This is a genomic window from Sulfurivermis fontis (assembly GCF_004001245.1).
GTDB classification, from domain to species: Bacteria; Pseudomonadota; Gammaproteobacteria; order Thiohalomonadales; family Thiohalomonadaceae; genus Sulfurivermis; species Sulfurivermis fontis.
In genome coordinates this window covers 2,522,087-2,547,574 of sequence record NZ_AP018724.1, presented here as the reverse complement: position 1 = coordinate 2,547,574, position 25,488 = coordinate 2,522,087, and the positions used below count along the sequence as shown (strand labels likewise).

General features: G+C 66.3%; 23 protein-coding genes. 14 read left to right on the top strand and 9 right to left on the bottom strand.

All coding sequences use genetic code 11. The features are described 5' to 3' along the window. The first annotated feature begins 81 nt into the window (after positions 1-81). The 4 genes from EP379_RS12780 to EP379_RS12765 are packed head-to-tail and all read left to right on the top strand — an operon-like array spanning position 82 to position 4,215. On the top strand, positions 82-1,890 hold the full coding sequence (locus EP379_RS12780) for a diguanylate cyclase domain-containing protein (RefSeq protein ID WP_127478173.1): 1,809 nt from the start codon (positions 82-84) through the stop codon (positions 1,888-1,890). Between the two features lie 53 nt (positions 1,891-1,943). Beyond that, a complete protein-coding gene (locus tag EP379_RS12775; RefSeq protein ID WP_172600483.1) occupies positions 1,944-2,825 on the top strand; it encodes an ABC transporter ATP-binding protein in 882 nt (293 codons plus the stop codon). After that, positions 2,822-3,817, top strand: coding sequence for an ABC transporter permease (locus EP379_RS12770; protein ID WP_127478172.1), 996 nt, complete (start codon positions 2,822-2,824; stop codon positions 3,815-3,817). Before EP379_RS12775 ends, EP379_RS12770 begins: the two co-directional genes overlap by 4 nt. 2 nt (positions 3,818-3,819) lie before the next feature. After that, entirely contained in the window at positions 3,820-4,215 is a 396-nt protein-coding gene (locus tag EP379_RS12765; RefSeq protein ID WP_127478171.1) for a YchJ family protein, read from the top strand. Positions 4,216-4,221: 6 nt separating this feature from the next. On the opposite strand, the gene EP379_RS12760 is transcribed toward EP379_RS12765, so the two are convergent. From EP379_RS12760 to EP379_RS12735, 6 genes are all read right to left on the bottom strand, one after another. Next, on the bottom strand, positions 4,222-5,961 hold the full coding sequence (locus tag EP379_RS12760) for a monovalent cation:proton antiporter-2 (CPA2) family protein (protein ID WP_127478170.1): 1,740 nt from the start codon (positions 5,959-5,961) through the stop codon (positions 4,222-4,224). A gap of 144 nt (positions 5,962-6,105) precedes the next feature. Beyond that, a complete protein-coding gene (locus EP379_RS12755) occupies positions 6,106-6,339 on the bottom strand; it encodes a hypothetical protein (protein ID WP_127478169.1) in 234 nt (77 codons plus the stop codon). Positions 6,340-6,521: 182 nt separating this feature from the next. Further along, on the bottom strand, positions 6,522-8,660 hold the full coding sequence (gene rlmKL, locus EP379_RS12750) for a bifunctional 23S rRNA (guanine(2069)-N(7))-methyltransferase RlmK/23S rRNA (guanine(2445)-N(2))-methyltransferase RlmL (RefSeq protein WP_127478168.1): 2,139 nt from the start codon (positions 8,658-8,660) through the stop codon (positions 6,522-6,524). Positions 8,661-8,731: 71 nt separating this feature from the next. Next, positions 8,732-8,935 (bottom strand): SlyX family protein, encoded by a 204-nt coding sequence (locus EP379_RS12745; protein WP_127478167.1) that lies wholly within the window; start codon positions 8,933-8,935, stop codon positions 8,732-8,734. Between the two features lie 51 nt (positions 8,936-8,986). Next, positions 8,987-10,105 carry a GGDEF domain-containing protein gene (locus tag EP379_RS12740; protein ID WP_127478166.1) on the bottom strand — a complete coding sequence of 373 codons (1,119 nt, stop codon included), beginning with the start codon at positions 10,103-10,105 and terminating at the stop codon, positions 8,987-8,989. A 106-nt stretch (positions 10,106-10,211) separates the two neighbouring features. Next, positions 10,212-12,113 carry an ATP-binding cassette domain-containing protein gene (locus EP379_RS12735; RefSeq protein WP_127478165.1) on the bottom strand — a complete coding sequence of 634 codons (1,902 nt, stop codon included), beginning with the start codon at positions 12,111-12,113 and terminating at the stop codon, positions 10,212-10,214. Between the two features lie 104 nt (positions 12,114-12,217). Between EP379_RS12735 and EP379_RS12730 the strand changes: the two genes are divergently transcribed. From EP379_RS12730 to EP379_RS16535, 6 genes are all read left to right on the top strand, one after another. Next, the gene (locus EP379_RS12730; protein ID WP_197722791.1) at positions 12,218-12,637 is read left to right on the top strand and encodes a PA2779 family protein; all 420 of its coding nucleotides are present in this window, start codon (positions 12,218-12,220) and stop codon (positions 12,635-12,637) included. Beyond that, on the top strand, positions 12,634-13,548 hold the full coding sequence (locus EP379_RS12725; protein ID WP_127478164.1) for a PA2778 family cysteine peptidase: 915 nt from the start codon (positions 12,634-12,636) through the stop codon (positions 13,546-13,548). Before EP379_RS12730 ends, EP379_RS12725 begins: the two co-directional genes overlap by 4 nt. Before the next feature lie 123 nt (positions 13,549-13,671). Continuing rightward, positions 13,672-14,946, top strand: coding sequence for an SAM-dependent methyltransferase (locus EP379_RS12720; protein ID WP_127478163.1), 1,275 nt, complete (start codon positions 13,672-13,674; stop codon positions 14,944-14,946). A gap of 2 nt (positions 14,947-14,948) precedes the next feature. Continuing rightward, positions 14,949-16,076: an NAD(P)/FAD-dependent oxidoreductase gene (locus tag EP379_RS12715; protein ID WP_127478162.1), complete on the top strand. Its 1,128-nt coding sequence runs from the start codon at positions 14,949-14,951 to the stop codon at positions 16,074-16,076. Positions 16,077-16,466: 390 nt separating this feature from the next. Next, positions 16,467-17,102, top strand: a complete 636-nt coding sequence (locus tag EP379_RS12710; protein WP_127478161.1) for a response regulator — start codon at positions 16,467-16,469, stop codon at positions 17,100-17,102. 318 nt (positions 17,103-17,420) lie between these two features. After that, positions 17,421-18,308 carry a hypothetical protein gene (locus EP379_RS16535; RefSeq protein ID WP_197722789.1) on the top strand — a complete coding sequence of 296 codons (888 nt, stop codon included), beginning with the start codon at positions 17,421-17,423 and terminating at the stop codon, positions 18,306-18,308. Between the two features lie 136 nt (positions 18,309-18,444). Here EP379_RS16535 and EP379_RS12700 read toward each other — a convergent pair whose 3' ends face one another. After that, positions 18,445-19,299, bottom strand: a complete 855-nt coding sequence (locus EP379_RS12700) for a 23S rRNA (adenine(2030)-N(6))-methyltransferase RlmJ (protein WP_127478160.1) — start codon at positions 19,297-19,299, stop codon at positions 18,445-18,447. A 144-nt stretch (positions 19,300-19,443) separates the two neighbouring features. Further along, positions 19,444-20,643 carry a formate-dependent phosphoribosylglycinamide formyltransferase gene (gene purT, locus EP379_RS12695; protein ID WP_127478159.1) on the bottom strand — a complete coding sequence of 400 codons (1,200 nt, stop codon included), beginning with the start codon at positions 20,641-20,643 and terminating at the stop codon, positions 19,444-19,446. 195 nt (positions 20,644-20,838) lie between these two features. Here purT and EP379_RS12690 point away from each other — a divergent pair, with 195 nt between their 5' ends. Further along, a complete protein-coding gene (locus EP379_RS12690) occupies positions 20,839-21,444 on the top strand; it encodes a peroxiredoxin (RefSeq protein ID WP_127478158.1) in 606 nt (201 codons plus the stop codon). Positions 21,445-21,612: 168 nt separating this feature from the next. Here EP379_RS12690 and EP379_RS12685 read toward each other — a convergent pair whose 3' ends face one another. Continuing rightward, positions 21,613-22,314, bottom strand: a complete 702-nt coding sequence (locus tag EP379_RS12685) for a DUF502 domain-containing protein (RefSeq protein ID WP_127478157.1) — start codon at positions 22,312-22,314, stop codon at positions 21,613-21,615. Between the two features lie 82 nt (positions 22,315-22,396). Between EP379_RS12685 and EP379_RS12680 the strand changes: the two genes are divergently transcribed. The 3 genes from EP379_RS12680 (at position 22,397) to EP379_RS12670 (ending at position 25,454) form a co-directional block, all read left to right on the top strand. Next, entirely contained in the window at positions 22,397-23,641 is a 1,245-nt protein-coding gene (locus tag EP379_RS12680) for a glycosyltransferase (protein ID WP_127478156.1), read from the top strand. A gap of 92 nt (positions 23,642-23,733) precedes the next feature. Next, complete coding sequence (locus tag EP379_RS12675; RefSeq protein ID WP_232023911.1) at positions 23,734-24,915, top strand: glycosyltransferase family 4 protein; 1,182 nt, start codon at positions 23,734-23,736, stop codon at positions 24,913-24,915. 5 nt (positions 24,916-24,920) lie between these two features. Then, the gene (locus EP379_RS12670; protein WP_127478154.1) at positions 24,921-25,454 is read left to right on the top strand and encodes a phosphatase PAP2 family protein; all 534 of its coding nucleotides are present in this window, start codon (positions 24,921-24,923) and stop codon (positions 25,452-25,454) included. Positions 25,455-25,488: the final 34 nt, after the last annotated feature.

Here is a 25,488-nt window from a genome sequence, read left to right as displayed (position 1 = left end):
TCGCTTGGCGTGGTCTGAAAAGTCCAGGATGGACTTATTCAGACCTTCCCTAGAAATAGCGGGCCGAAAAAGGGGGGGCACATGGCTGTGCGCGGCATGGTGCAGGGCAAGGGCATCCGGTTACCCATGTGGTGGCTGGCCGTGGCGGGCGCTTATGTCGCGTTGGGATGGCTGAGCCTGTATCTGGCCCCGGAGCGCGTCACGGTGGTGCCGTTGTGGTTGCCGGCCGGTCTTGCCGTGGCCGTCATGCTGCGATTGGGTTACCAGGCCTGGCCGGGGATCGCCCTCGGTGCCGTCCTGTCCCCCCCGCTGCTTGCTTCCCTGCCCGATACAATGGCGTGGCTGGCACCTGGTGCGGTGGCGCAGGCGATGCTGGCGACCTGGCTGATCCGCCGCTGGGTGAACAGCGAGCTGCCGCTCTGTCATATCAGCGACATCATGCGCGCTATCCTGGCCGTGGTCCTGGCGACCCTGCCCGTCGCCCTGTTCGAGGGCGGGCTGTTGCGCGACGAGTTTGGGCATGCAGGCTGGCAGGCGGTGCCGGAATGCTGGCTGGGCAACATGGCGGGAATCCTGCTGTTCACTCCCTTTGTCCTGGCGTGGAGCAATCGCGCCTATGCGCCGCCAGCGGGCCGGGGGGCGGAGCTGGCGCTGCTGACCGTGCTGGCCGTACTGGTCAGCCAGTGGGTTTTCAGCGTGGCACCGTCCTCCGGTTCACTGGAGTTCGTGTTGCTGGTGTTCTTCATCTGGGCGGCACTGCGGCTGGAGGTGCGCGGCATGGCCACCCTGACCCTGCTCACCGCTCTCGTCGCGGCTTACTACACGGGGCGCGGCCTCGGTCCCCTCGTCGGCCCGTCGGAACTGTTCACCCAGCTCGGCCTGCAGGGTTTCACCGTGCTGGGGTCGGTGACCGGGCTGATTCTGATTGCCGCCACCCACGAACGGCGCGAGGCGCAGGAAGAGTTGCAGCTGGCCGCCAAGGTCATCGACAACACCCCGGACGGTGTGATGATCACCGATGCCGATCTGCACATCCGTTCGGTCAATCCGGCCTTTACCGCCACCACCGGCTACCGCGAGGACGAGGTGCTGGGCAAGACGCCGCGCCTGCTCGCCTCGGGCCGGCACGACGCCGACTTCTATCAGGCCATGTGGCGGCAGATCGCCCAGGGGGGGCGCTGGCAGGGCGAGATATGGAATCGGCGCAAGAACGGCGAGATCTATCTGGAGTGGCTCAACATCATCGCCATCCGTGACAGTCAGGGTGAGGTGCAGAACTATGCCGGAATATTTTCCGATATCGTCACCCAGGAGCACGTGCGCAAGCGTCTGCACAGTCTGGCCTATTACGATGCGCTCACCGACCTGCCCAACCGCGAGCTGTTTCACGACCGCCTGCACAATGCGCTGGTGCAGGCGCGGCGTGAGCAGCGGCAGATGGCGTTGCTGTTTCTCGATGTGGACCGCTTCAAGCCGGTCAATGATGTCCATGGCCATGCCGTCGGCGACAGCCTGCTGCGGGTGATCGCCGACGTGTTGCGCCTGTGCGTGCGCGAGAGCGACACGGTGGCGCGGCTCGGCGGCGACGAGTTCACCGTCATCCTCACCGGTGTGAATGGCAGCGCTGATGCCGCCCAGGTAGCGGACAAGATCATCGCGGCCTTTGCGCAGCCGTTCCAGGTGGAGGGGCGCGAGCTGTCGGTGGGCGTCAGTATCGGCATCGCCCTGTTCCCCGGCGACGCCCATGACGAGGCGATGCTACTGCGCCATGCCGATGCGGCGATGTATGCGGCCAAGCAGGCCGGCCGCAACAACTACCAGTATTTCCGCCCGCAGATGGCCACTCTTTTCGCCGCCAGTCGCTACAATCAGGGCCCCCGGCGCGGTTGACAGGGACGGCGTGGCGGGCAAGACTTGGCCTCCTTTTTCTGCCCGTCCCTGCCATGTCCGCACTGATCGAAGTCGACAATCTGGTGAAGCACTATCAGGGCGTGCGTGCGGTGGATGGCATCAGCTTCACCATTCCGCGCGGCGCCTGTTTCGGCCTGCTCGGTCCCAACGGTGCCGGCAAGACCACCACGGTCGAGATGCTGGAAGGTATCAAGCCGCCCACCGCGGGCAGCATCCGTTACAAGGGCGCGCCGCTCGGCGCGCAATTCCGCCGTGAGGCCGGCATCATGTTCCAGTCCACCGCGCTGCAGGAGTTCATCACCGTGCGCGAGACACTGCGCATGTTCCGCAGCCTGTACGATCATGGCGCAGCGCTGGACGAACTCATCGACGCCTGCGCCCTGCACGCCTTTCTCGACCGCGATACGCGCAAACTTTCCGGCGGCCAGCGCCAGCGCCTGTTGCTGGCCATCGCTCTGGTGAACGACCCGGAGGTGGTGTTTCTCGACGAGCCCACCACCGGCCTCGACCCGCAGGCGCGGCGCCTGTTGTGGGAGCTGGTGCGCGCCATCAAGGCACGTGGCAAGACCGTGCTGCTCACCACGCACTACATGGAAGAGGCCTACGAGCTGTGCGACGAGATCATCATCATGGATCATGGCCGCATCATCGCCCAGGGCTCGCCCGATGATCTGCTGACGCGTCATTTCCGTGATGTGGTGCTGCAACTGCCAAAAAGCGACTTCAACGCCGGCGGCGTGGCAGATCTGACCGTGCTCGATTGCGGCGACAGCGTGGAAATCCTCACCAGTGCCGTGACGGAAACGGTACAACGTCTGCTCGCCGGCGGCGTGTCGCTGGATCGGCTGCGCATCCGCGCCCGCACCCTCGACGACCTGTTTCTGGAACTCACCGGCAAGGAGCTGCGGCCATGATGCTCAGGCGTCTGCTGGCGGTATTCGTCGCGCGCAACAAGGAGTTCCTGCGCGACCGTGCCGCGCTGGGCTGGAATCTGCTGTTTCCGGTATTGATCGTCGCCGGATTTGCCTTCGCCTTCTCCGGCGAGCCGGCGCCGCTGTACAAGGTGGGCGTCGTCGGCCACACGCCGCAGAGCGGTTTCTTCTCCACCCCGCAGGTGCAGTTCATCGCCGTGGACGACCTCGCCGTCGCCGTCACCAAGGTCGAGCGGCACCGGCTGGACCTGCTGGTGGACGCGACCGGGGGCCGTTACTGGGTGAACGACGAATCGCCGCGCGGCCAGTTGCTGGAGCGGCTGCTGCTGGGCAGCGGCGGAGGCGCGCTGCAGAAGCAGGCGGTGAGCGGCCGCATCATCCGTTATGTGGACTGGCTGATCCCCGGTGTACTGGGCATGAACATCATGTTCAGCGCACTGTACGGTGTCGGTTATGTCATCGTGCGCTACCGCAAGAACGGTGTGCTCAAGCGCCTCAAGGCCACGCCGCTGTCGGCCATCGAGTTTCTCGCCGCGCAAATCGTTTCGCGTCTGTGGCTGATCGTCGCGGTCGTGGTGGTGGTGTTCTTCGGCACCCACCTGTTCGTCGACTTCACCATGTACGGCGACTATCTCACCCTGTTCATAGCCTTCGCCATGGGGGGGATCTGCATGATCAGCATGGGGCTGGTGATTGCCGCGCGCATCGCCAGCGAAGAGCTGGCCGAGGGACTGCTCAACCTGATCAGCTGGCCGATGATGTTTCTCTCCGGCGTGTGGTTTTCGCTCGAGGGCACCCACCCGCTGGTGCAGCAACTGGCGCAGGTCTTTCCCCTCACCCACATGATCGATGCCGCGCGCGCCGTGATGCTCGATGGCGCCGGCCTCGCCGCCATCGCGCCGCAGCTCGGCGTGCTGCTGGCGATGACCGCCGGCTTTCTCGCCCTCGGCGCCTGGCTGTTCCGTTGGGAGTAATCATGGTGCAGGCGGCAGACTGCCCCTGCGGCAGCGGCAGACCCTACGCAGACTGTTGTGCTCCTTATCATGAGGGACTTGCGGCACCGACGCCGGAGACCTTGATGCGCTCGCGCTATGCGGCCTTCGTGCTGGCGAAGGTGGACTATCTGCTGGCTACCTGGCACCCCTCGACGCGGCCGGCGGAACTGGTGCTGGATGCGCGGCTGCGCTGGCTGGGGCTGGAGGTGCGCCATAGCCGCGGCGGCGACAGTGAGGGCGAGGTGGAATTTGTCGCCCGCTGCAAGCTCAACGGCAAGGCGGGACGGCTGCACGAGGTGAGCCGCTTCGTGTGCGAGGAGGGACGCTGGTATTACGTCGCTGGCGTGATGCAGGAGGGCAAGTCGCGCCGCCGTTGACGGGGATCAGGTGCGGCGCACCGCCGCCAGCTCCATCTCGCGCTGTGCGTCGATGCGGCGCCGCGCCACCTCTTCCGGCGTGCCGGCCAGTTGCAGGATGCGGCCGGACAGCTGCAGGCTGGCCTCCACCGTTTCCAGGATCACGTCGGTGGCACCGAAGGCGAGCAGGCGTGAGCCGTGGGCCGAGTCACGGGCGCGGGCGACGATGGGCAGGTGCGGCCATTCGGCGTGCACCACGCGTACCACATGCTCCGCCGCACCGGGGTTGTCCATGGTGACTACCAGGGCGCGCGCGGTATGGGCGTGGGCGCGGCGCAGCATCTCCAGTCGCGCGGCATCACCGTAGTACACCGGCATGCCCTTGCCGCGCGCATCGGCCACGCCGTTGGCATCGGTGTCCAGTGCCAGATAGGGGATGCCGTCGGCATCCAGGGTGCGGCCGAGAATGCGGCCGACGCGGCCGAAGCCGGCGATGACCACGTGACCTTCCAGGCCGCCGACACCTTGCAGATCGCCTTCCTGTGCCGCCGTGGTGGCGGGCGGCTCCAGCTTCGCCGCCAGCTTGCCGGCGGTATGCGCCACCAGCGGTGTCACCACCATGGTCAGGCCGGTGACGATGAGCATGAACTGGCCGACCTCACCCGGGATCAGCTTGAGCGTCATGGCCAGTCCCACGACCACGAAGGCGAATTCGCCGCCCTGGCCGAGCAGCAGGCCGGTTTCCAGCGAGGTGTGGCGCGGCAGGCCGAAGGCCAGGCACAGACCGGCCGTGATCACCGATTTGAGTACGAACAGGCCCAGTACCGAGGCGGCGATCCAGAACGCCTCCTGACCCACCACGCGGTAGTCGATGCCCATGCCTACCGACATGAAGAACAGGCCGAGCAGCAGGCCCTTGAACGGCTCGATGTCCACTTCGATCTCGTGGCGGAATTCGGTTTCCGCCAGCAGCAGGCCGGCAAGGAAGGCGCCCAGCGCCATGGACAGCCCGGCCATGCCGGTGAGGGCGGAGGAGCCGATCACCATCAGCAGGGTGGCGGCCATGAACATCTCCACGTTGCGTGTGCGCGCCACCATGTGAAACAGCGGCCGCAGCACCATGCGGCCGATGAGATAGATGCCGACGATTACCACCACCGCCTTGCCCAGGGCCATGAGCAGGGCCAGCTCCAGGCCACCCTCCAGCTTGGTGCCGAGCACGCCGACCAGGAACAGGATCGGCACCACGGCGAGGTCTTGCATCAGCAGGATGGAAAAGCTGGAACGCCCCAATGGCGTGCCGAGCTGGCGCCGTTCGATGAGCAGCTGCATGACGATGGCGGTGGAGGACAGGGCCAGGCAGGCGCCCAGCACCATCGACGCCCCCGGTGTGTTGCCAAACCCCCAGGCAATGGCGCCGATCACCGTGGCGGTCACCACTACCTGCAGGCTGCCGAGGCCGAATACCCAGCGCCGCATCGCCCACAGCCGGTCCAGCGACAGGTCGAGGCCGATCATGAACATCAGGAAGATCACCCCCAGTTCGGCCAGCGCCTGCACGCCGTGGATGTCGCTGATCACCGCGTAGGACAGCCAGCCGATGTCCTCCACGAACAGGCCCAGGCCATACGGGCCGATGATGCCGCCGACGATGAGGTAGCCCAGGACCGGGCTGATGCGGAAGCGGTGGAACAGCGGAACCACGATGCCGGTGGCAACGAGGAACAGCACGATCTCGCGCAGGTGGGGAATGCCATGGCTTTCCACGGTTGACTCCGGTGCTCGCTCTGAATCGGGATTGGAGAACTTTTGATTTGGTGTGCCGGTACGCTGCCGGCTGGCGCAAACGATATCACAGCCGCGCCCCTGGTGGGGGCGCGACGCCGCGCTCCCGATGGCTGCCCGGCGAGGTCAGCCGGCGTCGGGGTTGTTGCCGGAGATGATGCCTTTCAGGCGGGCGGTACCGATGACGTGCAGCACGATACCGCAGCCGACGAAGAACACCACCGAGGCCATGAAGGCACCGCGGATCGGATCGTTGATATCGCCCGGCAGCATGAAGGCGGTGACGGCACAGCCGACGGCGGCGATATAGCAGAGGATGGCGAAGGCGAAGGCGATCTTCTGGCCCAGATGACGTTTCATGTCGGTTTCCTTTGCGCCCTGCGGGATGGCGCTTCGTTTGTATGGTTATTGGCGGTGCGTTGCCGAAGGGTAGGATGCCATGGATAGCGTTTGGTTCAGCGTAATTCTCGGTAATGGCGTCGTGGGTCGGTGTGGCCGTTGATAAATGTCGGGTGGCCGCCCGACCCATGCAACGAAAAGCGCTAGCCGCGTGTGATGCGCCAGCACTGGTGAATGCGGTGGTTGCGTTTGAAGTCTTCCGGAATGGTGTGGGCGGTGATGTCCTCGATGGCAATCCCGGCCAGTGCCTGTTCGTCCAGCCTGAACTTGCGGTAGTTGTTGGAGAAATAGAGTGTGCCGCCCGGCGCCAGCAGTTGCAGCGCCTGGCGGATGAGCCAGACGTGATCGCGCTGCACGTCGAAGACGTTCGCCATGCGCTTGGAGTTGGAGAAGGTGGGCGGGTCGATGAAGATCAGATCGTATTTGCGCTTGCCCAGCGCGGCTTCATCCTGCAGCCAGGTGGTGCAGTCGGCCTGGATGTATTCGTGCTCTCTGCCGGTAAAACCGTTCAGCTGCATGTTGCGCTCGGCCCAGCCCAGATAGGTTTTCGACATGTCCACGGTGGTGGTGGCAACGGCACCGCCCATGGCGGCGTGCACGCTGGCGCTGCCGGTGTAGGCGAACAGGTTGAGGAAGCGCTTGCCCTTGGCCTCGTCCTCGATCATCTGGCGCGTGATGCGGTGATCGAGGAACAGGCCGGTGTCGAGGTAGTCGGTGAAGTTCACCAGCAGGCGGCACTTGCCCTCGCGTACCTCGTGAAAGCGGCCACGCGCGGCCAGCTTTTCGTATTGGGCGCGTCCCTTCTGCGGCTGGCGCACCTTGAAGTGCATTTGCGTCGGCGGAATGTGAAGCAGTGTCGGGATGACACTGAGGGCCTCGCGCAGGCGCTGCTGCGCGCGGGACGGCTCGACGCTCTTCGGCGCCTGGTATTCCTGCACGTGCACCCACAGCCTTTCGCTGTGATAGAGATCGACGGCGATGGCATATTCGGGCAGGTCGGCATCGTACAGGCGGTAGCAGTCGACGCCGTTGCGTTCGGCCCAGCGGCCCAGGTGTTTCAGGTTCTTGCGCAGGCGGTTGGCGAAGCTCTCGGCGCCGGCGGACAGCGCCGGTTTTTCGCCCGCGGTGCCGGCCGGCGCGTAGTTGAACAACTGGCACTCGATGGGGCCGTTGTACAAGGCGATGCTGAGTTGCTGCGCCAGCGGCAGGTAGCCCGCCAGCTCCGGGTTGCCGGTGAACAGGCTGAGGTGGAAGCCGGGCAGCTCGTCGCGCACGATCTCGCCCAGGCGCGCATAGTCGGCGCGCAGCGCGTTGACCTCGCCGATGCGTTCGCCGTAGGGCGGATTCACCGCCAGCAGGCCGGGCTGGAGGTCTTCCGGCAGCAGCGCGCGCAGGCCGGGGGCGAGGGCGCGGCGCTCCACCTGGATGTAATCGGACAGGCCGGCCTCGTCGATGTTGGCGCGTGCCGCCGCCACCGCCGCCGCGTCCTGGTCCCAGCCGTAGATGGGCGGCAGGTTTTTCAGTCCTGCGGCGCGGCGCTGTTTCGCCTCCTCCAGCAATTTCTCCCACACCTCGCGCTCGTGGCGGCGCCAGTACATGAAGCCGAAATAGTCGCGTTGCAGGCCCGGCGCGATGTCCGCCGCCATCAGGGCGCCCTCGATGAGCAGGGTGCCGGAGCCGCACATGGGGTCGAGCAGGGCGCCGCCGCGGGCGGCGATGGCGGGCCAGCCGGCCAGTTGCAGGATGCCGGCGGCGAGGTTTTCCTTCAGCGGCGCCGTCACGCTGTCGCGGCGGTAGCCGCGCCGGTGCAGGCTGCCGCCGGACAGGTCGATGGAGATGCGCGCCTGCTCGCCGCGCAGGTGCAGGTGCAGGCGCAGGTCGGGGATGTCGGTGTCGATGGAGGGGCGTTCGCCGAACAGATCACGGAAGCGGTCGACGATGGCATCCTTGGTTTTGAGAACGGCGTACTGGCTGTGGCTGATGGCGGCGTCGGTGGCGGTGATGTCGATGGCCAGGCTGCCGCTGGAACGCAGGTGTTTCTCCCAGCGGATTTCCTTCACCGCCTCGTACAGCCACTCCGGCGTCGGCGCGCGCACGGTGGTGATGGGCAGCAGCACGCGGTTGGCCAGACGCGACCACAGGCAGACGCGGTAGGCGGTTTCCAGGCTGCCTTCGAAGGTGACGCCGGAGCCGCCGGGCTGTACCTTCGCCGCGCCGAGACGGCGCAGTTCATCGGCGAGGGCGGCGGTCAGGCCGCGCGGGGCGGTGGCGAAGAATTTCATGGAAAACCAGTTTCAAGTGACAAGTGACAAGTGGCAAGAAGAGGTCTTTCACTTGCGACTTGTCACTGGGGTTAATAATGCGGCGGCGGCGTCTCTTCCGACAGCGGGCGTACCGCCGCCGGACTCAGTTCACCGAGCAGGGATTTGACGAACTCCAACTGTTCCTCGGTGGCGCTCAGGGCCTGCTGCTGGCGCAGCACGGTCTGCGTCAGTTCATCGATGGCGGCCTCCAGGTGGGCGAGGCGGATTTCGAGATCGGTGAGTCGTTCGTCCATGCCGCATAGGATACCGCAGGGCCTGGGGCGTTGCGCGGATTTCGTTGCGGGCTAGTGGTGGTCGATCACCACCCGGTTGCGGCCCTGTTGCTTGGCCTTGTAGAGGGCACGGTCGGCGCCTTCCAGCAGGGTGGTGTGTTCCTCGTCGTTGCCCGGAATGCGGGTGGCGAGGCCGATGCTGACGGTGACCCAGGGGCTGATGCCGGAGTCGGCATGGGGCAGTTCCAGCCCCTCGATTTTGGCGCGGATCTGTTCCGCCAGCTTCTCGGCGCCGAGCATCGAAGTGTTGGGCAGGATGGCCGCAAATTCCTCGCCGCCGTAGCGGGCGGCAATGTCGCCCGGACGGGCCACGGTCTCGGCCAGGACATGGGCGATCCTCTTCAGACATTCGTCGCCGGCGGGATGGCCGTAGAGGTCGTTGTATTTCTTGAAGAAGTCGATGTCGAGCATGATGAGGGAGATGGGTTGGTGCTCACGCGCGGCGCGGCGCCACTCCTGTTCCAGCTTTTCATCGAAGCGGCGCCGGTTGGCGATGCCGGTAAGGCCGTCCTGGTAGGACAGGTTGCGCAGGGTTTCCTCCAGCCGCTTGCGATCGGTGGTGTCGTGGGCCACCAGCAGGAAGCCGGCCAGTTGGCGGCGGTGCAGGATCTCCGTAAGCGTGGCCTCGAAGTGGTGCATGCTGCCGTCGAGTTCGTAGCTGAATTCAAAGTTGTGGCCGTGGCCGGGGCTGACGGCACGCATGGCCTGTTCGAAGTGTTCACGCCGCACACCGTCGACCAGTTCGGCGATGCGGTGGCCCTGGGCGCGCTCGACATTGATGTCCAGTACGCGTTCGGCCATCGCGTTGAGGTATTTGACGCGGAAGGCGGTGTCGAGGGCGATGATCAGGGTATCGCCGGTGGAATGCAGGATGCTGTCCAGATACAGCGTGCGCTCCAGCAGTTGTTCGTCGGCGCGCTGCAGGGCGCGTACGATGGACTGGATGATTGCCACCACAATGAAGGAGACGATGGTGGTGGTGATGAACCCGGTGAGCAGAAAGTCGTTACGGATTTCGCCGTGCAGCCACAGGCTGAACAGTGCAACCAGGATCTCGGCCAGCACCACGGAAAAGGCCACCGTGGCGAAGATCAGCCGTCCGGCCCGCAGTTGGATGAGCCAGTTCTTCATCGGCAGTGGCCGTCGTGTCCGTCCATGGTTCCAAGCTACTCAACTTGGCGGGTGGCCGCAATGGCCTGGGCGGCTGAATGTCGACAGCACGCTGCGCTGCCCCGACCTACATCGATTGGGCAGCGTCCAGTTCCTCGCTCAGGGTCAGCCAGCGCTCCTCCACCGTGCCCAGTTCCCGATCCACCTGTGCCTGTTGCAGCAGGATATTTTTGAGGCGGTCCTTGCCGGCGGTCGCGTACAGCGCCGGGTCGGCCAGTTGCCGTTCCAGTTCCGACTTCTGTGCAGTGAGCTTTTCCATCTGCGCCTCCAGCTTCTGCAATTCCTTGCGCAGCGGTTGCAGCCTCTGGCGCTGCTCGGCGTCGAGGCGGCGCTTTTCCTTGCGCGCCGCCGCGCTGTGTTCGGCGGCGACGGCGTCGTTGCCGCTGCCTTCGGTCTGGCGGCGCCGCTCGCTGAGCCACTGGCGGTAGTCGTCCAGATCGCCGTCGTAATTCTGTACCTGGCCGTCGGCCACCAGCAGCAGACGGTCGGTGACGCTGCGCAGCAGGTGGCGGTCGTGGGACACCACCACCATGGCGCCCTCATAGCCTTGCAAGGCGAGGGTGAGGGCGTGGCGCATCTCCAGGTCGAGGTGGTTGGTGGGTTCGTCCAGCAGCAGCAGGTTGGGGCGCTGATACACCAGCAGGGCCAGCACCAGGCGCGCCTTCTCGCCGCCGGAGAACGGTGCGATGGGGGCGTCGGCCTGGTCGCCGTGGAAGCCGAAGCCGCCGAGGAAATCACGCAGCTCCTGTTCGCGTGCCTTGGGGTCGAGGCGCTGCACGTGGTTGAGCGGCGTGTCGTCACCGCGCAGTTGTTCCAGCTGGTGCTGGGCGAAGTAGCCGATGCGCAGCTCCTGCGCCTCGGCGCGCGTGCCGGTCAGCGGCGCGAGATCGCCGGCCATCAGTTTGATCAGGGTCGACTTGCCGGCGCCGTTGGGGCCGAGCAGACCGATGCGCTCGCCCGGCGTGAGCACCAGGTTGGTGGTGCCGAGGATCCGGCGCGCGCCGTAACCGGCGGTGACCTCTTCCAGGCGCAGCAGCTGTGCCGGCAGCTTGTGCGGCGGGCGGAAGCTGAAGTGGAACGGCGAATCGACGTGGGCGGGGGCAATCAGTTCCATGCGCGCCAGCGCCTTGAGGCGGCTCTGCGCCTGGCGTGCCTTGGTGGCCTGGGCGCGGAAGCGGTCGATGTAGCTCTGGATGTGCGCTATCTCGCGCTGCTGCTTTTCGAAGGCCGCCTGCTGCAGCGCCAGCTTCTCGGCGCGCAGCAGTTCGAAGTCGGAGTAGTTGCCGGCGTACAGCGTGGCCCGCTGCTGTTCGATGTGCACGATGTGGTGCACCACCGCGTCGAGGAAGTCGCGGTCGTGGGAAATCAGGATCAGCGTGCCGGGATAGGCGCGCAGCCATTCTTCCAGCCACAGCACCGCATCGAGGTCGAGGTGGTTGGTGGGTTCGTCGAGCAGCAGCAGGTCGGAGCGGCACATCAGCGCCTGGGCCAGGTTGAGGCGCATGCGCCAGCCGCCGGAGAAGCTGGTCACCGGCTGTTCTTCCTGTGCGGCGCTGAAGCCGAGACCGTGCAGCAGGCGGCCGGCGCGGGCGCGGGCGGTGTAGCCATTGATGTTCTCCAGCTGCGCCAGCAGCTCGGCCTGGCGCGTGCCGTCGCCGGCCTGCTCCGCCCGGGCCAGTTCCCGCTGGATGGCGCGCAGTTCGGTATCGCCGTCCATCACGTAGTCCACCGCACTGCGCTCCAGCGCCGGAGTTTCCTGGGCGACATGGGCGATGACGGTGCGCGGCGGCAGCGCCAGCTCGCCGGCGTCGGGCGCGAGTTCCCCGCGCAAGAGGGCGAACAGGCTGGATTTGCCGCAGCCGTTGGCGCCCACCAGGCCCACCTTCTGGCCGTGGTGCAGGGTGAGGTCGACGTGTTCGAGCAGCAGGCGGGCGCCGCGGCGCAGGGAGAGGTCGCTGAGCTTCAACATGGCGGCGCAGTTTACCAGCGCGGCGCCGGGCTGTGTGATTCAGCGCATGGCAAGCGGCGCGGCGCTGAGTCATGCTATGACCATCCATGACAGCGGAGGGAAACATGATGCCTATGAAACGAGTGGTCTGTGGTGTGCTGGCGCTGGCCCTGACGGGCGGCTCTCTCCATGCGCCGCTGGCCCGGGCGGCCCTGGTGGGGACCGAGCAGGTGCTGGCGGGGGCAACGGAGCGGCAGGCGGCGGACGCGGCGCGCGAACGCCTGGCGGCCATGCTGGCGCGTGACGACGTGGCGGCGGCCTTGCAGCGCCACGGCGTCGACGCCGGGCAGGCGCGTGAGCGGGTGGCCGCCCTGAGCGACGCCGAGGTGATGCAGCTCAACGGCCAGATCGAGCGGTTGCCGGCGGGCGGCGACGTGCTCGGCCTGGCGGTGTTCGTGTTCCTGGTGTTGCTGCTGACCGATATCCTGGGTTACACGGATATCTTCCCCTTCGTGAAAAAGACCGCCGACGGCAGCCGCAAGTGAGCGGGCGCCTCGCCGCCCTGGCGCTGGCGAGTCTGCTGCTGGCCGGCTGCGGCACCCTGACCCCGCGCCCGGGGCAGGGTCTGCCGCCCCAGGCCTATGTGGAAACCCCGTTTTTTGCCCAGGAGATCCATCACTGCGGTCCCGCTGCCCTGGCGGGCGCGCTCGGCGCCGCCGGCGTGACGACCACGCCGGAGGCGTTGGCGCCCCAGGTCTATCTGCCGGGGCGCGAGGGCAGCCTGCAACTGGAACTGCTGGCAGCGGCGCGTGCGGCGGGCCGCCTGGCCTACGTGCTGGAGCCCGATCTGGAAGCCGCCCTGCGCGAAGTGGCGGCGGGACGGCCGGTACTGGTGTTGCAGAACCTCGGCCTGTCCTGGTATCCGCGCTGGCACTACGCCCTGCTCATCGGCTACGACCTGCCGGCCGGCCGCGTCACCCTGCACAGCGGTACCCGCCGCGACTATGTGACCTCCCTGGCCACGTTTGACCGCACCTGGGAGCGGGCCGGGCGTTGGGGGGTGCTGGTGTTGCCTCCCGGCACCCTGCCGGTCACGGTCCGCGAACTGCCCTATCTCGCTGCTGCTGCGGCGCTGGAGCGTGGCGACCCCGTGGCGGCGGAGGCGGCCTATGCCGCCGCCCTGCAACGTTGGCCGGCCAGCCTGCCGGCCCGGCTCGGTCGCGGCAATGCCCGCTATGCGCGGGGTGATCTGCACGGTGCGGCGCAGGACTTCGCCGCTGCGGCTGCGGCGCATCCCGATTCCGCCATCGCCCACAACAACCATGCCCATGTCCTGTACCGCCTCGGCCGCCATGATGAGGCCCTGGCCGCCGCCCGCCGTGCGGTGGCACTGGCCGGGGACGGTCTGCCCGAGGCGCGGCGGACGCTGGAGGAGATACAGGGGGCGGTCCCCTGACCTTGCCTTTCGCCGGATCGTGACATAGGTTTTCCAGACGGTCCGCGGCGGGTGCCGAACCGATACCCGTGTTGCGCGGTCCACAGGATGTGGTATCCACGGAGGCGATGGAGGTAGTGGTAGATGAAGCAGGAAAAGGCGGATTTTCTCGGTATTCCTTCCTTCTCTTCAGCGGCGCCGGGCCGCGGCCAGGTGGCGACGCCGGAACGCTGGCTGATGCGCCAGTTGCTGCGCAGCCTGGGTGATCCGCCGATCCGTGTGCGCTTCTGGGACGGGGCCGAAATGGAGCCGGTGCCGGGGGCGGCGCGCACCACGGTGGTGATCCACGATCGCATGGCCCTGTGGCGTTTGCTGCGCCACCCCATGCTGCATTTCGGCGACGACTACAGCCTGGGTCGTATCGACGTGGAGGGTGATCTGGTCGAGTTTCTCGATACCGTGTTCCGCCACCGCCCGCGCGCCCGGGTGAGCAGCCCGACCCGGCGCCAGTTGCTGGAGCGCCTGCAGCGGGTGCACCGCAACACCCTGCGCGGCTCGCGCGAGAACATCCATCACCATTACGACATCGGTAACGATTTCTATCGTCTCTGGCTCGATCACGAGATGCAGTACACCTGCGCCTATTTTCCCGATCCGACGATGACGCTGGAGGCGGCACAACTGGCCAAGCTGGACCACGTCTGCCGCAAGTTGCAGCTGAAGCCGGGCGAGACGGTGGTGGAAGCCGGTTGCGGCTGGGGTGGCTTGGCGCGGCACATGGCGCGCTACTACGGCGTCAAAGTGAAGGCCTACAACATCTCCACCGAACAGGTGGCCTATGCGCGCGAGCGGGCGGCGCAGGAGGGGTTGGCCGATCGTATCGAGTATGTGCTGGACGATTACCGTACCATCACCGGCAAATACGATGCCTTCGTCTCCGTCGGCATGCTGGAGCACGTCGGCGCCGAGCACTATCACGAACTGGGCGGTGTCATCGATCGGGCCCTCAAGCCCAATGGCCGCGGCCTGATCCATTCCATCGGCCAGAACCAGGCGCAGCCGATGACGGCCTGGGCCGAGCGGCGCATCTTCCCCGGCGCCTACCCACCGACGTTGCGTGAGATGATGCTGATCTTCGAGCCGTACAACTTTTCGGTGCTCGACGTGGAAAACCTGCGCTTGCACTATGCACGCACCCTGGAGCACTGGCTGCAGCGCTACGACGCTCACGAGGCTGAGGTGGAGCGGATGTTCGACGCTCCCTTCGTGCGCGCCTGGCGGCTGTATCTGGCCTCGTCCATCGCCAGCTTCACCAGCGGCAAACTGCAATTGTTCCAGGTGCTGTTCGCCCGCGCCCAGCACAATGCCTTGCCCTGGTCGCGCGCCCACCTCTACGACAACGAGCAGCACAAGAGGTGAGCGTGGAACGCTGCGATGTGTTGATCGTCGGCGGCGGTCCTGCCGGTTCCTCCCTGGCCTGGCGCCTCGCGGCACAGGGCAGGGAGGTGGTGGTGCTGGACAAAAAGCACTTTCCGCGCGACAAGGTGTGCGCCGGGTGGATCACCCCGGCGGTGGTGGAGACGCTGCAACTGGACCTGGACGACTATGCCTGCGGCCGCACCCTGCAACCGATCCACCGCTTCCGCACCGGCCTCATCGGCGGCGACGAGGTGCTCACCGATTACGGCACCACGGTAAGTTACGGCATCCGCCGCCGCGAGTTCGACGACTATCTGCTGCGGCGCAGCGGCGCACGGCTCGTGCTGGGAGAGGGACTGGACAGCGTGGAGCGCGAAGGCGGCGAATGGATCGTCAACGGTCGCCTGCGCACGCCGCTGCTCATCGGCGCCGGCGGTCACTACTGTCCGGTGGCACGCCGTCTCGGCGCGGCACTGGGACCGGAGGAGGGGCCGGTGACGGCGCAGGAGGTGGAGTTCGAGCTGTCGCCGCCGCAGGCGGCGGCCTGCACCGTGGCGCCGGATACGCCGGAGCTGTTCTTCACGCCGGAGCTGGACGGCTACGGCTGGGTGTTCCGCAAGGGCGGTGTGCTCAACATTGGTCTTGGCCGCGAGGTGGGCGGCAAGCTGGGCGACTCCGTCGCCGCCTTCACCGAGTGGCTCAAGGCGCGGGGCAAGATCCCCGCCGACATCCCGCAGCGCTTCCATGGCCACGCCTACCTGTTCTATCCGCAGCGCCGCCCGCGCCGCGTGGTGGACGACGGCGTACTGCTCATCGGCGACGCCGCCGGCCTCGCCTATCCGCAGAGCGGCGAGGGCATCCGTCCTGCCGTGGAGTCGGCGCTGCTCGCCGCAGAGGTGATCGCCGCCGCGGACGGCGACTACCGCGCCGAATGTCTCGCTCCCTACGCCGAGCGGCTCAGCGCCCGCTTCGGTCCGCGCCAGGCCGCTCCTGCGGCGCTGCCCTGGCTGCCGGCGGCTATGAAGCGCTTTTTCGCCGGCCGCCTGCTCGGCAGCCCGCTCTTCACTCGCCATGTGGTCCTGGACCGCTGGTTTCTGCATCGCACCCAGCCGGCCTTGCGCGCCGGCTGAGCCGTCGGCCGTATTGTGGCGTGTGCCGGATAATCCGCCCCGCCGCCCCTCTATTAGGGAAGGTCTGAATAAGTCCATCCTGGACTTCTCAGGTCGCTCCCGCCCCCTCCCTGGGCTGCGCGACATAAGTCCATCCGTGGACAAAACCACGCCAAGCGAAAAGTGTGATTTTCGCTTGGCTTCAATTTTCAACGAGTTATCGGCGTTGAAAATTGGCGGCACATCCCTGTGCCGCGGAAGCTCTGAACTTATCCAGGGCTTCCTTGGCTGCAGCCGTGCCATTGGGCATGCAATTTGTGTGGTTATTCACACTGCCGGCTCCGTGGCGACGTATAATCGCCCCATCCTGTCTGATGGCAGGGCTGGAAACGATAAGCAAAGGAACCGGGAGTGATACGTGTCCTGATCGTCGATGACCACGCCATCGTGCGGCGCGGCATCCGCGACATCATCGCCGATGAGCCCGACATGACCGTGGTGGCCGAAGCTGCCGACGGCCCCGAGGCCCTGGCCCAGGCGCAGTGCTGCGAGTGGGATGTCTGCCTGCTCGATCTCGCCATGCCCGGCATGCACGGCACCGACGTGCTGGCCCGGCTGCGGCGCGAATGTCCCGGCAAACCGGTGTTGATCGTCAGTATGCACTCGGAAGCGGAATACGGTCCGCGCCTGTTGCGCGCCGGCGCCGCCGGCTATCTGCCCAAGGAAACCGCGCCGGAACTGCTGGTCACCGCCATCCGGCAGGTGGCTGCCGGCGCGCGCTACGTCAGTCCCACCCTTGCCGCGGTGCTGGAGGCGAAGAAGCGCAAAATCGCCGCCGGCCGCCGCCCGCTGCATGCCGCGCTGTCCGAGCGCGAAACCCAGGTGCTGCGCCATATCGCCACCGGTCGCGGCCTGTCCGACATCTCCTCCCTCATGGGCCTCAGCCCCAAGACCGTCAGTACCTATCGCTACCGCCTGCTGGTGAAAATGCGCATGAAGAGCAACGCTGAACTGACGCGCTATGCGGTAGAGAACAAGCTGATCTAGCACGGCTGCGCCAGCATTTTCTCCGGCGCGACACTTCAGGAAGGTCTGAATAAGTCCATCCTGGACTTTTCAGGTCGCTCCCGCCCCTCCCTGGGCTGCGCGACATAAGTCCATCCGTGGACAAAACCACGCCAAGCGAAAAGGGTGATTTTCGCTTGGCTTCATTTTTCAACGACTTATCGTCGTTGAAAAATGGCGGCACATCCCTGTGCCGCGGAAGCTCTGAACTTATTCAGAGCTTCCTTCATTCTTGGCTACCCTTTGGCCATAGGCGGTGCCGTCCCGGTCCCGCCCCGCAACGGATAGGGAGGCTGTGTCATGGAGCCGTCATTGCGCGGGTTCTTGCTGGTACTGTTGCTGTTGCCGTTGGCTGCCCTGGCCGATCTCACCGGCCGCTGGCAGGGCGATGACGGTGGGGTGTACTACCTGCGCCAGAAGGGTGAGGAGCTGTACTGGTACGGTGAACAGAAGGTGACGGAACCGCGCTGGGCCAACGTGTTTCGCGGCCGTATCCGCGGTGAGCGCATCAACGGCGTATGGCTGGACGTGCCCAAGGGGCAGACGCTGGGCGAAGGCAATCTCAGCCTCGTCATCAGGAACACTGGCCAGGTGCTGGAACGCACGCATGAAACCGGTGGTTTCGGCCCGACGCGTTGGACGCGCGTGGGGGCGTTGCCGGAGCCGGCCCAGGCCGCACCGGTCATGCCGCTCAAACCCATGCCGTCGCAGGTGGTGATGCCGGCGCCGGTCCTCCAGGAAGATTGCATAGCCTTCAATCCGGCGAACATCACGGTGACCCAGGCGAACAATCGGTGGAAGATTGCCGAGGGCAGTCACTGGCTGTTCGACTTCGAAGGCCGGCAGGACGAGGCCCGGCAGGCACTGCGCGTCCTGCGTCACTACGGCATGAACCAGACCTGTTACGTCGGCCGGCCACAGCCTGCGTTGACCTATATGCTGGCGAACGGCGCGGTCCCGGCCGGCAGTCTGCGCGGCGAGGATTGTGTGGCATTCAACAATGCGAATCTGGCCGTGGTCCAGGCCGGCGGGCGCTGGAAGATTGCCGACGGCGGCCACTGGCTGTTCGATTTCGAGGACAAGCGCGACGAGGCGGAGCAGGCCCTCGCGCTCCTGCGCAAGTACGGCTTTACCCACAGCTGCTACGTGGGGCGCCCGCAGCCGAGCTTCACCTATTTGCGCCGTTGAGCGCCTCTGCCCTGCCGACACCCGGATGATATCCCGGGGCGGCAGGCGCGCGGCTCAGCGCCCCCGCTACGGGCCGCGGACGACCCCGGTCGCAAAAAGCGGCGGCGATGACGTGGTCGTTTGCCGTGATGTGATGTCATTCACCGACCAGCCATGCAACCGTCCAGCGGCCATGTCCGGCGTGGTCCAGACACTGATGCAGCCAGGGCAGCAGGGCCCTGAGTTGTTCGTCCAGCTGCCAGGGCGGGTTGATGAGCAGCATGCCGCTGCCGTGCATGCCGCCTATATGCCTGGGGCCGCCGTCGTCGGGCGCGATGCACAGTTCGGCGTACAACTGCTTGCGGATGCCGCTTTCCTTCATGCGCCGGTGCAGCCGCTCGATGCTGGGGCGGTTGAGGATCGGATACCACAGGGCGTACAGGCCGGTGGGCCAGCGCGCGTGGGCGCGGCCCAGGGCGGTGGTGACCTGGTCGAACTCGCTTTTCACTTCATAGGACGGATCGATCAGCACCAGGCCGCGTTTTTCCTTCGGCGGCAGGAACGCCTTCAGGCCCTGATAGCCGTCCTGGTGATGCACCGCCACCTGGCGATCGCCGGCGAATTCCTGCTTCAGCAGCGGCATGTCGCTGCCATGCAGCTCGCACAGCACCAGGCGATCGTGGGCGCGGGCGAAGTGGCGCGCGATGCGCGGCGAGCCGGGGTAGTAGTGCAGTCTGCCGTCGGGATTGAGGTCGCGCACCGCAGCGAGGTAGGGCGCGGCCTGCTCCGGCACATCGTCGCGCTGCCACAGCCGCGCGATGCCGTCGCGCCACTCGTCGGTCTTCTGGGCCTCCGGCGCGTGCAGGTCGTAGCGGCCGACGCCGGCGTGTGTTTCCACATAGCAGAACGGCGTGTCCTTGCGCGTCAGCGCCTGCATCAGCAGCGCCAGCACGGAATGCTTGAGGATGTCGCCGTGATTGCCGGCGTGATAGGCATGGCGGTAGCTCAGCATGACGGATTCAAAGACCTGTTGAACGCAAAGGCGCAGAGGACGCAAAGTTGATGGGGGCTGGCACGGTGGAGACACTCCATGATTTGCGGACTGGTGGCGGGTAGAACGCAATGAGTCCCTTTGCGAACTTTGCGTTGCAAGCTTTTAGCCTTTGACAGGTTTGACCTTCGATGCCGCCAACTTGGCGCGCGCGCGGCAGTCGTCGACGTCGTTGCCGAAGGCCAGGGCCACGCCCATGCGCCGGCGCGGGAAGGCCTCGGGCTTGCCGAACAGGCGCAGGTCGGTGTTGGGCACGGCCAAGGCTTCCGCGACGCCCTCATAGGCGATGCCGGTTTCGTTCATGCCGCCGTAGATCACGGCGCTGGCGCCGGCCGAGCGCAGGGCGGTGGTGACCGGCAGGCCGAGGATGGCGCGGGCGTGCAGCTCGAATTCGGACAGCACCTGGGTGGCCAGGGTGACCAGGCCGGTGTCGTGCGGGCGCGGGCTGACCTCGGAGAACCACACCTCGTCGCCCTTGATGAACAGCTCGACGCCGAAGAGGCCCCGGCCGCCCAGATTGGCGGTGACCTTGCCGGCGATGTCGCGTGCGCGCTCCAGGGCGACGGGGCTCATGGGTTGCGGCTGCCAGCTCTCCACATAGTCGCCCTTTTCCTGGCGGTGGCCGATGGGTTCGCAGAAGTAAGTCTCCACTGCACCGCTGTCGCCGACGGCGCGGACGGTGAGCTGGGTGATCTCGTAGTCGAAGTCGATCATCTCCTCGACGATGACGCGGCCCTGATCGACGCGGCCGCCGCTCTTGGCGTAGTCCCAGGCGGCCTGCACGTCGGCCGGACCGTGCACGGTGGACTGGCCCTTGCCGGAAGAGGACATCACCGGCTTGACGATGCAGGGATAGCCGATGCCGCCGGCGATGGCCGCCTGCAACTGTTCCAGGCTGTCGGCGAAGGCATAGCGCGAGGTGGCCAGGCCCAGTTCCTCGGCGGCGAGGCGGCGGATCCCCTCGCGGTTCATGGTGAGGCGCGCGGCGCGGGCGGTGGGGATCACCTCGGCCAGGCCGTCGGCCTCGATACGCAGCAGTTCGTCGGTGGCGATGGCCTCGATCTCCGGCACGATGAGGTGCGGCCGCTCCAGCTCCACCAGGCTGCGCAGGGCGCGCGGGTCGGCCATGTTGATGACGTGGGCGCGGTGGGCCACCTGCTGGCCGGGGGCGTTGGCGTAGCGGTCGACGGCGATGACCTCCACACCGAGGCGTTGCAGGGCGATGATCACCTCCTTGCCCAGTTCGCCGGCGCCGAGCAGCATCACACGGGTGGCGGAGGGGGAGAGGGGGGTACCGAGGCGCATGGCGGATTGTCCTTGTGATGACCGGGAAATGACCCTATGTAAGGGGCTGGATCCTACCACCCTGCCGCCCCCGGGCGGGGAATTGCGGCGGAAATCCATACTATGGAAATCGGGCATTGACCGGCGCGGAAAAACTGCATAATATGCGCGCCATTCTTAGACTCAATCCAAATCAACCTCAACAAGGAGATAGCAATGGGCGTACTCGTAGGTCGTAAGGCTCCGGACTTCACCGCTCCCGCCGTGCTGGGCGACGGCTCCATCGTGGACGAGTTCCACTTCGCCGGCGCCACCAAGAACAAGTATGCAGTGGTGTTCTTCTACCCGCTGGACTTCACCTTCGTCTGCCCCTCCGAGCTGATCGCCTTCGATCATCGCCTGGAGGAGTTCAAGAAGCGCAATTGCGAAGTGATCGGCGTATCCATCGACTCCCACTTCACCCACAACGCCTGGCGCAACACGCCGGTGAACCAGGGCGGCATCGGCCCGGTCGGCTACACCCTGGTGGCCGACATGACCCACAACATCTGCAAGGCCTTTGACGTCGAGACCCCGGACGGCGCCGTCGCCTTCCGCGGCTCCTTCCTCATCGACCGCCAGGGTGTGGTGCGTCACCAGATCGTCAACGACCTGCCGCTGGGCCGCAACATCGACGAGATGCTGCGCATGGTCGACGCCCTGCAGTTCTTCGAAGAGCACGGCGAGGTCTGCCCGGCCGGCTGGAACAAGGGCAAGAAGGGCATGAAGGCCGACCCGAAGGGCGTGGCCGAGTACCTGGCCAGCGAAGCCGACAAGCTGTAACACCGCTGTAGCCGCAATGAAAAAGGCCGGTTGGGGCAACCCAACCGGCCTTTTTCATTGCGGCTACAGCGGCAGGTACGAAGGGCGAGATACAAGATGCGAGCGAGGAACGCGCCGCGTGCGGGTGTTTGCCGGTCAGCCCTGCGCGCAGCGCACACCGGCGCGTCCCTAGTCCCTCGTATCTCGTACCTCTCCCTGCGGAGCGGCGCCGCGCTCGGGGCCGTAGTTGATCCCGCCCGGCGACACCGTGCCGCCGGAGATGATGAAGGTCATCGCCGCGTCCACCGTCCAGTCGGTGGACACCACCCGTTCCAGCGGCACGATCTCCAGATAGCCGGAGGTGGGGTTGGGGGTGGTGGGCACGTACACCGCCGCCAGCTTGCGGCCGGTCTTCTCGTCGGTGAGCACCTGGGTGACGAAGCCGACGGCGCGCATCTCCGGGGTGGGGAATTCGATCAGCACCACGCGCTGCACGTTGTCCGGTTTCTGCTGCAGGGCGGCGATCAGTTTCTTGGTGGCGCCGTACACCGTCTGCACCAGGGGAATGCGCTCGATGAGCGACTCGAACAGGGCGATCAGGCGCTTGCCCAGCACGCGGGTGGTGATCCAGCCCAGCACATACAGCGACAGCACGGTAATCAGCGCCGCCAGCAGCGACTGGAACCAGGGCGCCAGCAGCCATTCGGCCGGCGCGGGCGTCGTCTGCTCCAGCCAGCGCGCCAGGGCCCGCACCCAGGGGCGGCCTAGGTTGGACAGTTGCTCGAACAGGAAACTGAACACCAGCCAGGTGATCCAGATGGGGACCATCACCAGCACGCCGGTGATCACATAGCGCTGGAAGTGGGTGGTGGAGGCGGATTCCTTTTGCATGGGGTATTCCTGTGTGAAGGCTGAAACCTATCTGTAACCGTTCGGTTATCGAAGTGCAATACGGCCGCCGTAGCCTGCGTCGATGAGTTCCCGTACCGCAGCGCCGACGGAGGCCGAACCCTTGCGCATCCTGATGATCTCCGATGTCTATTTCCCCCGTGTGAACGGCGTCTCCACCTCGATGCAGACCTTTCGCCGCGAATTGCAGGCGCTGGGGCACGCGGTGACCCTGGTGGTGCCCGACTATGGTGTGGCCCATGACTGCGATGATGACGACATCATCCGCATTCCTTCGCGCCAGGTACTGCTGGATCCGGAGGACCGCCTGATGCGCCGCCGCGCGATTCTCGAGCTGCTGCCGTGGCTGCGGACGCAGGGCTACGACCTGGTGCACATCCAGACCCCCTTCGTCGCCCACTATCTGGGCCTGCGCCTGGCGCGGGAGCTGAGGCTGCCGGTGGTGGAGAGCTACCACACCTTTTTCGAGGAATATCTGTTCCATTACATCCCGTTTTTGCCGCGCGCGTGGCTGCGGGCGGTGGCACGGCGCTTTTCGCGCTGGCAGTGCAACAGCGTGGACAGTGTGGTGGTGCCGTCCACCGCCATGCTTGAGGTGTTGCGCGGCTATGGCGTGCGCAGCGCGGCGCGGATCATTCCCACCGGCATCGAACTGGCGGAATTCCGCCACGGTGACGGCTCCGCCTTCCGCCACCGGCACGGCATTCCGGCGGCGCGTCCCGTGCTGACCTTCGTCGGCCGTGTCGCCTTCGAGAAGAACATCGATTTCCTGCTGCGCATGCTGGTGCGCGTGCGGCAAGAAGTGCCGGATGTGTTGCTGGTGATCGCCGGCGAGGGACCTGCCGTGTCGCATCTGCACGCTCTGAGCGCGCGTCTGTCCCTGCAGGACAATGTGTTGTTCATCGGCTATATGTCGCGCTGCGGCGAATTGCAGGACTGCTATGCGGCAGGCGACATCTTCGTTTTCGCCTCGCGTACCGAGACGCAGGGACTGGTGCTGCTGGAGGCCATGGCGCTGGGTGTGCCGGTGGTATCCACGGCGGTGATGGGGACGCGCGATGTGGTGCATGCCGGCGAGGGCGCGATAATCGCGCCGGCGGATGAGGCCGGTTTCGCCGCCGCGGTAACCTGTCTGCTGCGCAATCCGGCACGACGGCAGGCGCTGGGTGAGGCGGCACGTGTCTATGCCGCCGGCTGGGCAGCTCCCCTGCTGGCACAGCGCCTGGCCGAACACTACGTCGCGGTCGTGGCGGCGGATGCAGTTGCGCGGGAACCGGCCGGTACGGCGGATGCCTGCCTGCCGGGATAGGCACCTCGCTATCACCAAAAGGTCATCGACCTGTCATCGCGGTTTCACACAACGGGGGGAACATGGCAGTCATGTCGAGCGGTGATAGCGCCATGAGTCTTGCCCCTGCAAATCGCACCCGGTTGCATCTCGGTGTGGTGACCGAGACCTATCCGCCCGAGGTCAATGGCGTGGCCATGACCATAGGCAGGCTGGTGGATGAGATGAGCCGGCGCGGCCATCGCATCCAGCTGGTGCGGCCGCGCCAGGGACAGGGAGACACCGTTGCCGATGCGCTTGACGACGAGTTCGATGCGCCGTTGAGTACGACTCTGGTCAGCGGCGTCACCATGCCCTGGTATCGCGAGTTGCGCCTCGGCCTGCCGGCGGGCCTGCGCCTGCGGCAGTTGTGGCGGCGCGAACGGCCCGATGTGTTGTACGTGGCCACCGAGGGGCTGTTGGGGTGGTCGGCCATCCGTGAGGCGGCGCGGCAGAACATTCCGGTGATCAGCGGCTTCCACACCAACTTCCACAGCTACAGCCGGCACTATCAAATCGGCTTCCTGCAGCGCCCCATCTACGACTATCTGCGCCGGCTGCACAACCGCACCGCCTGCACCCTGGTGCCGACCGAGGTGCAGCGCAAGTCATTGCTGGCCGACCGGTTCCGCAACGTCGAGGTGCTGGGGCGCGGCGTCGACAGCCGGCTGTTCACGCCGGCGCGGCGCAACGAGGATCTGCGCCGCGCCTGGGGACTGGGACGCCGGGACCTGGCGGTAATCTATGTCGGCCGTCTGGCGGCGGAGAAGAATCTGCCGCTGGCGGTGCATGCCTTCCGCGCCATGCGCGAGCGCAATCCCAACCTGCGCCTGATCATCGTCGGCGATGGGCCGTTCTATGAAGACCTGTACGGCAACGAGCGTGACGTGATCTTCTGCGGCGTGCAGACCGGCGTTGCCCTGGCAGAACACTACGCCTCCGCCGATATCTTCCTGTTTCCCAGCGAGACGGAAACCTTCGGCAACGTCACCCTGGAAGCGATGGCCTCGGGGCTGGCGGTGGTGGCCTTCGACTATGCCGCGGCCCACATGCATATCGATCCCAAGCAGGAAGGGTTGCTGGTGCCGTTGGGCGATCACGCGGCCTTCATCGCCACGGCGGCGGCCCTGGCCACCCAGCCGGAGCGGGTCGAGCAGTTGCGCTTTGCGGCGCGACGCAAGGCGCAGCGCCTGGACTGGCAGGGCGTGGCGGATCGTTTCGAGTGGCTGTTGCGCACCTACAGCGGGAGGGCATGATGGCGATGCAGCGCAGTGCAGATCTGTGGCGCAGGGCGGGGGATCTGGACCTGTCCCTGTGCATGCTTTTCAACCGCGGTGTACAGCGTCGTGCCGTGCGCCGGCTGTTCGCGCTGGTCAGCCGTCTCGGCAACGGCGTGTTCTGGTATGCGCTGATGGCGGCACTGCCGCTGACCTTCGGCGCCGCCGGCGTGGCGAGTGCACTGCACATGGTGCTGGTAGGCGCTGTCGGTGTGACGCTGTACCGTCTGATGAAGGGTCATATCAACCGCGAACGCCCCTTTGTGCATAACCCACAGATCCGCCTCGGCGCCATGCCGCTGGATCGTTTCAGTTTCCCTTCCGGGCACACCCTGCACGCGACGGCGTTTACCATCGTCGCCGTGTCTCACCACCCGCTGCTGGCGACCGTGCTGGTGCCGTTTGCGCTGCTGGTGGCGGCCTCGCGCATGGTGCTGGGTCTGCACTATCCGTCGGACGTGGCGATGGGGGCAACGGTCGGTGCGGTGCTGGCGGCAGCCAGCCTGTTTCTGGTCTGAGCTTGCCGGGCCGGGCCACGGCCGTGCACGTTTC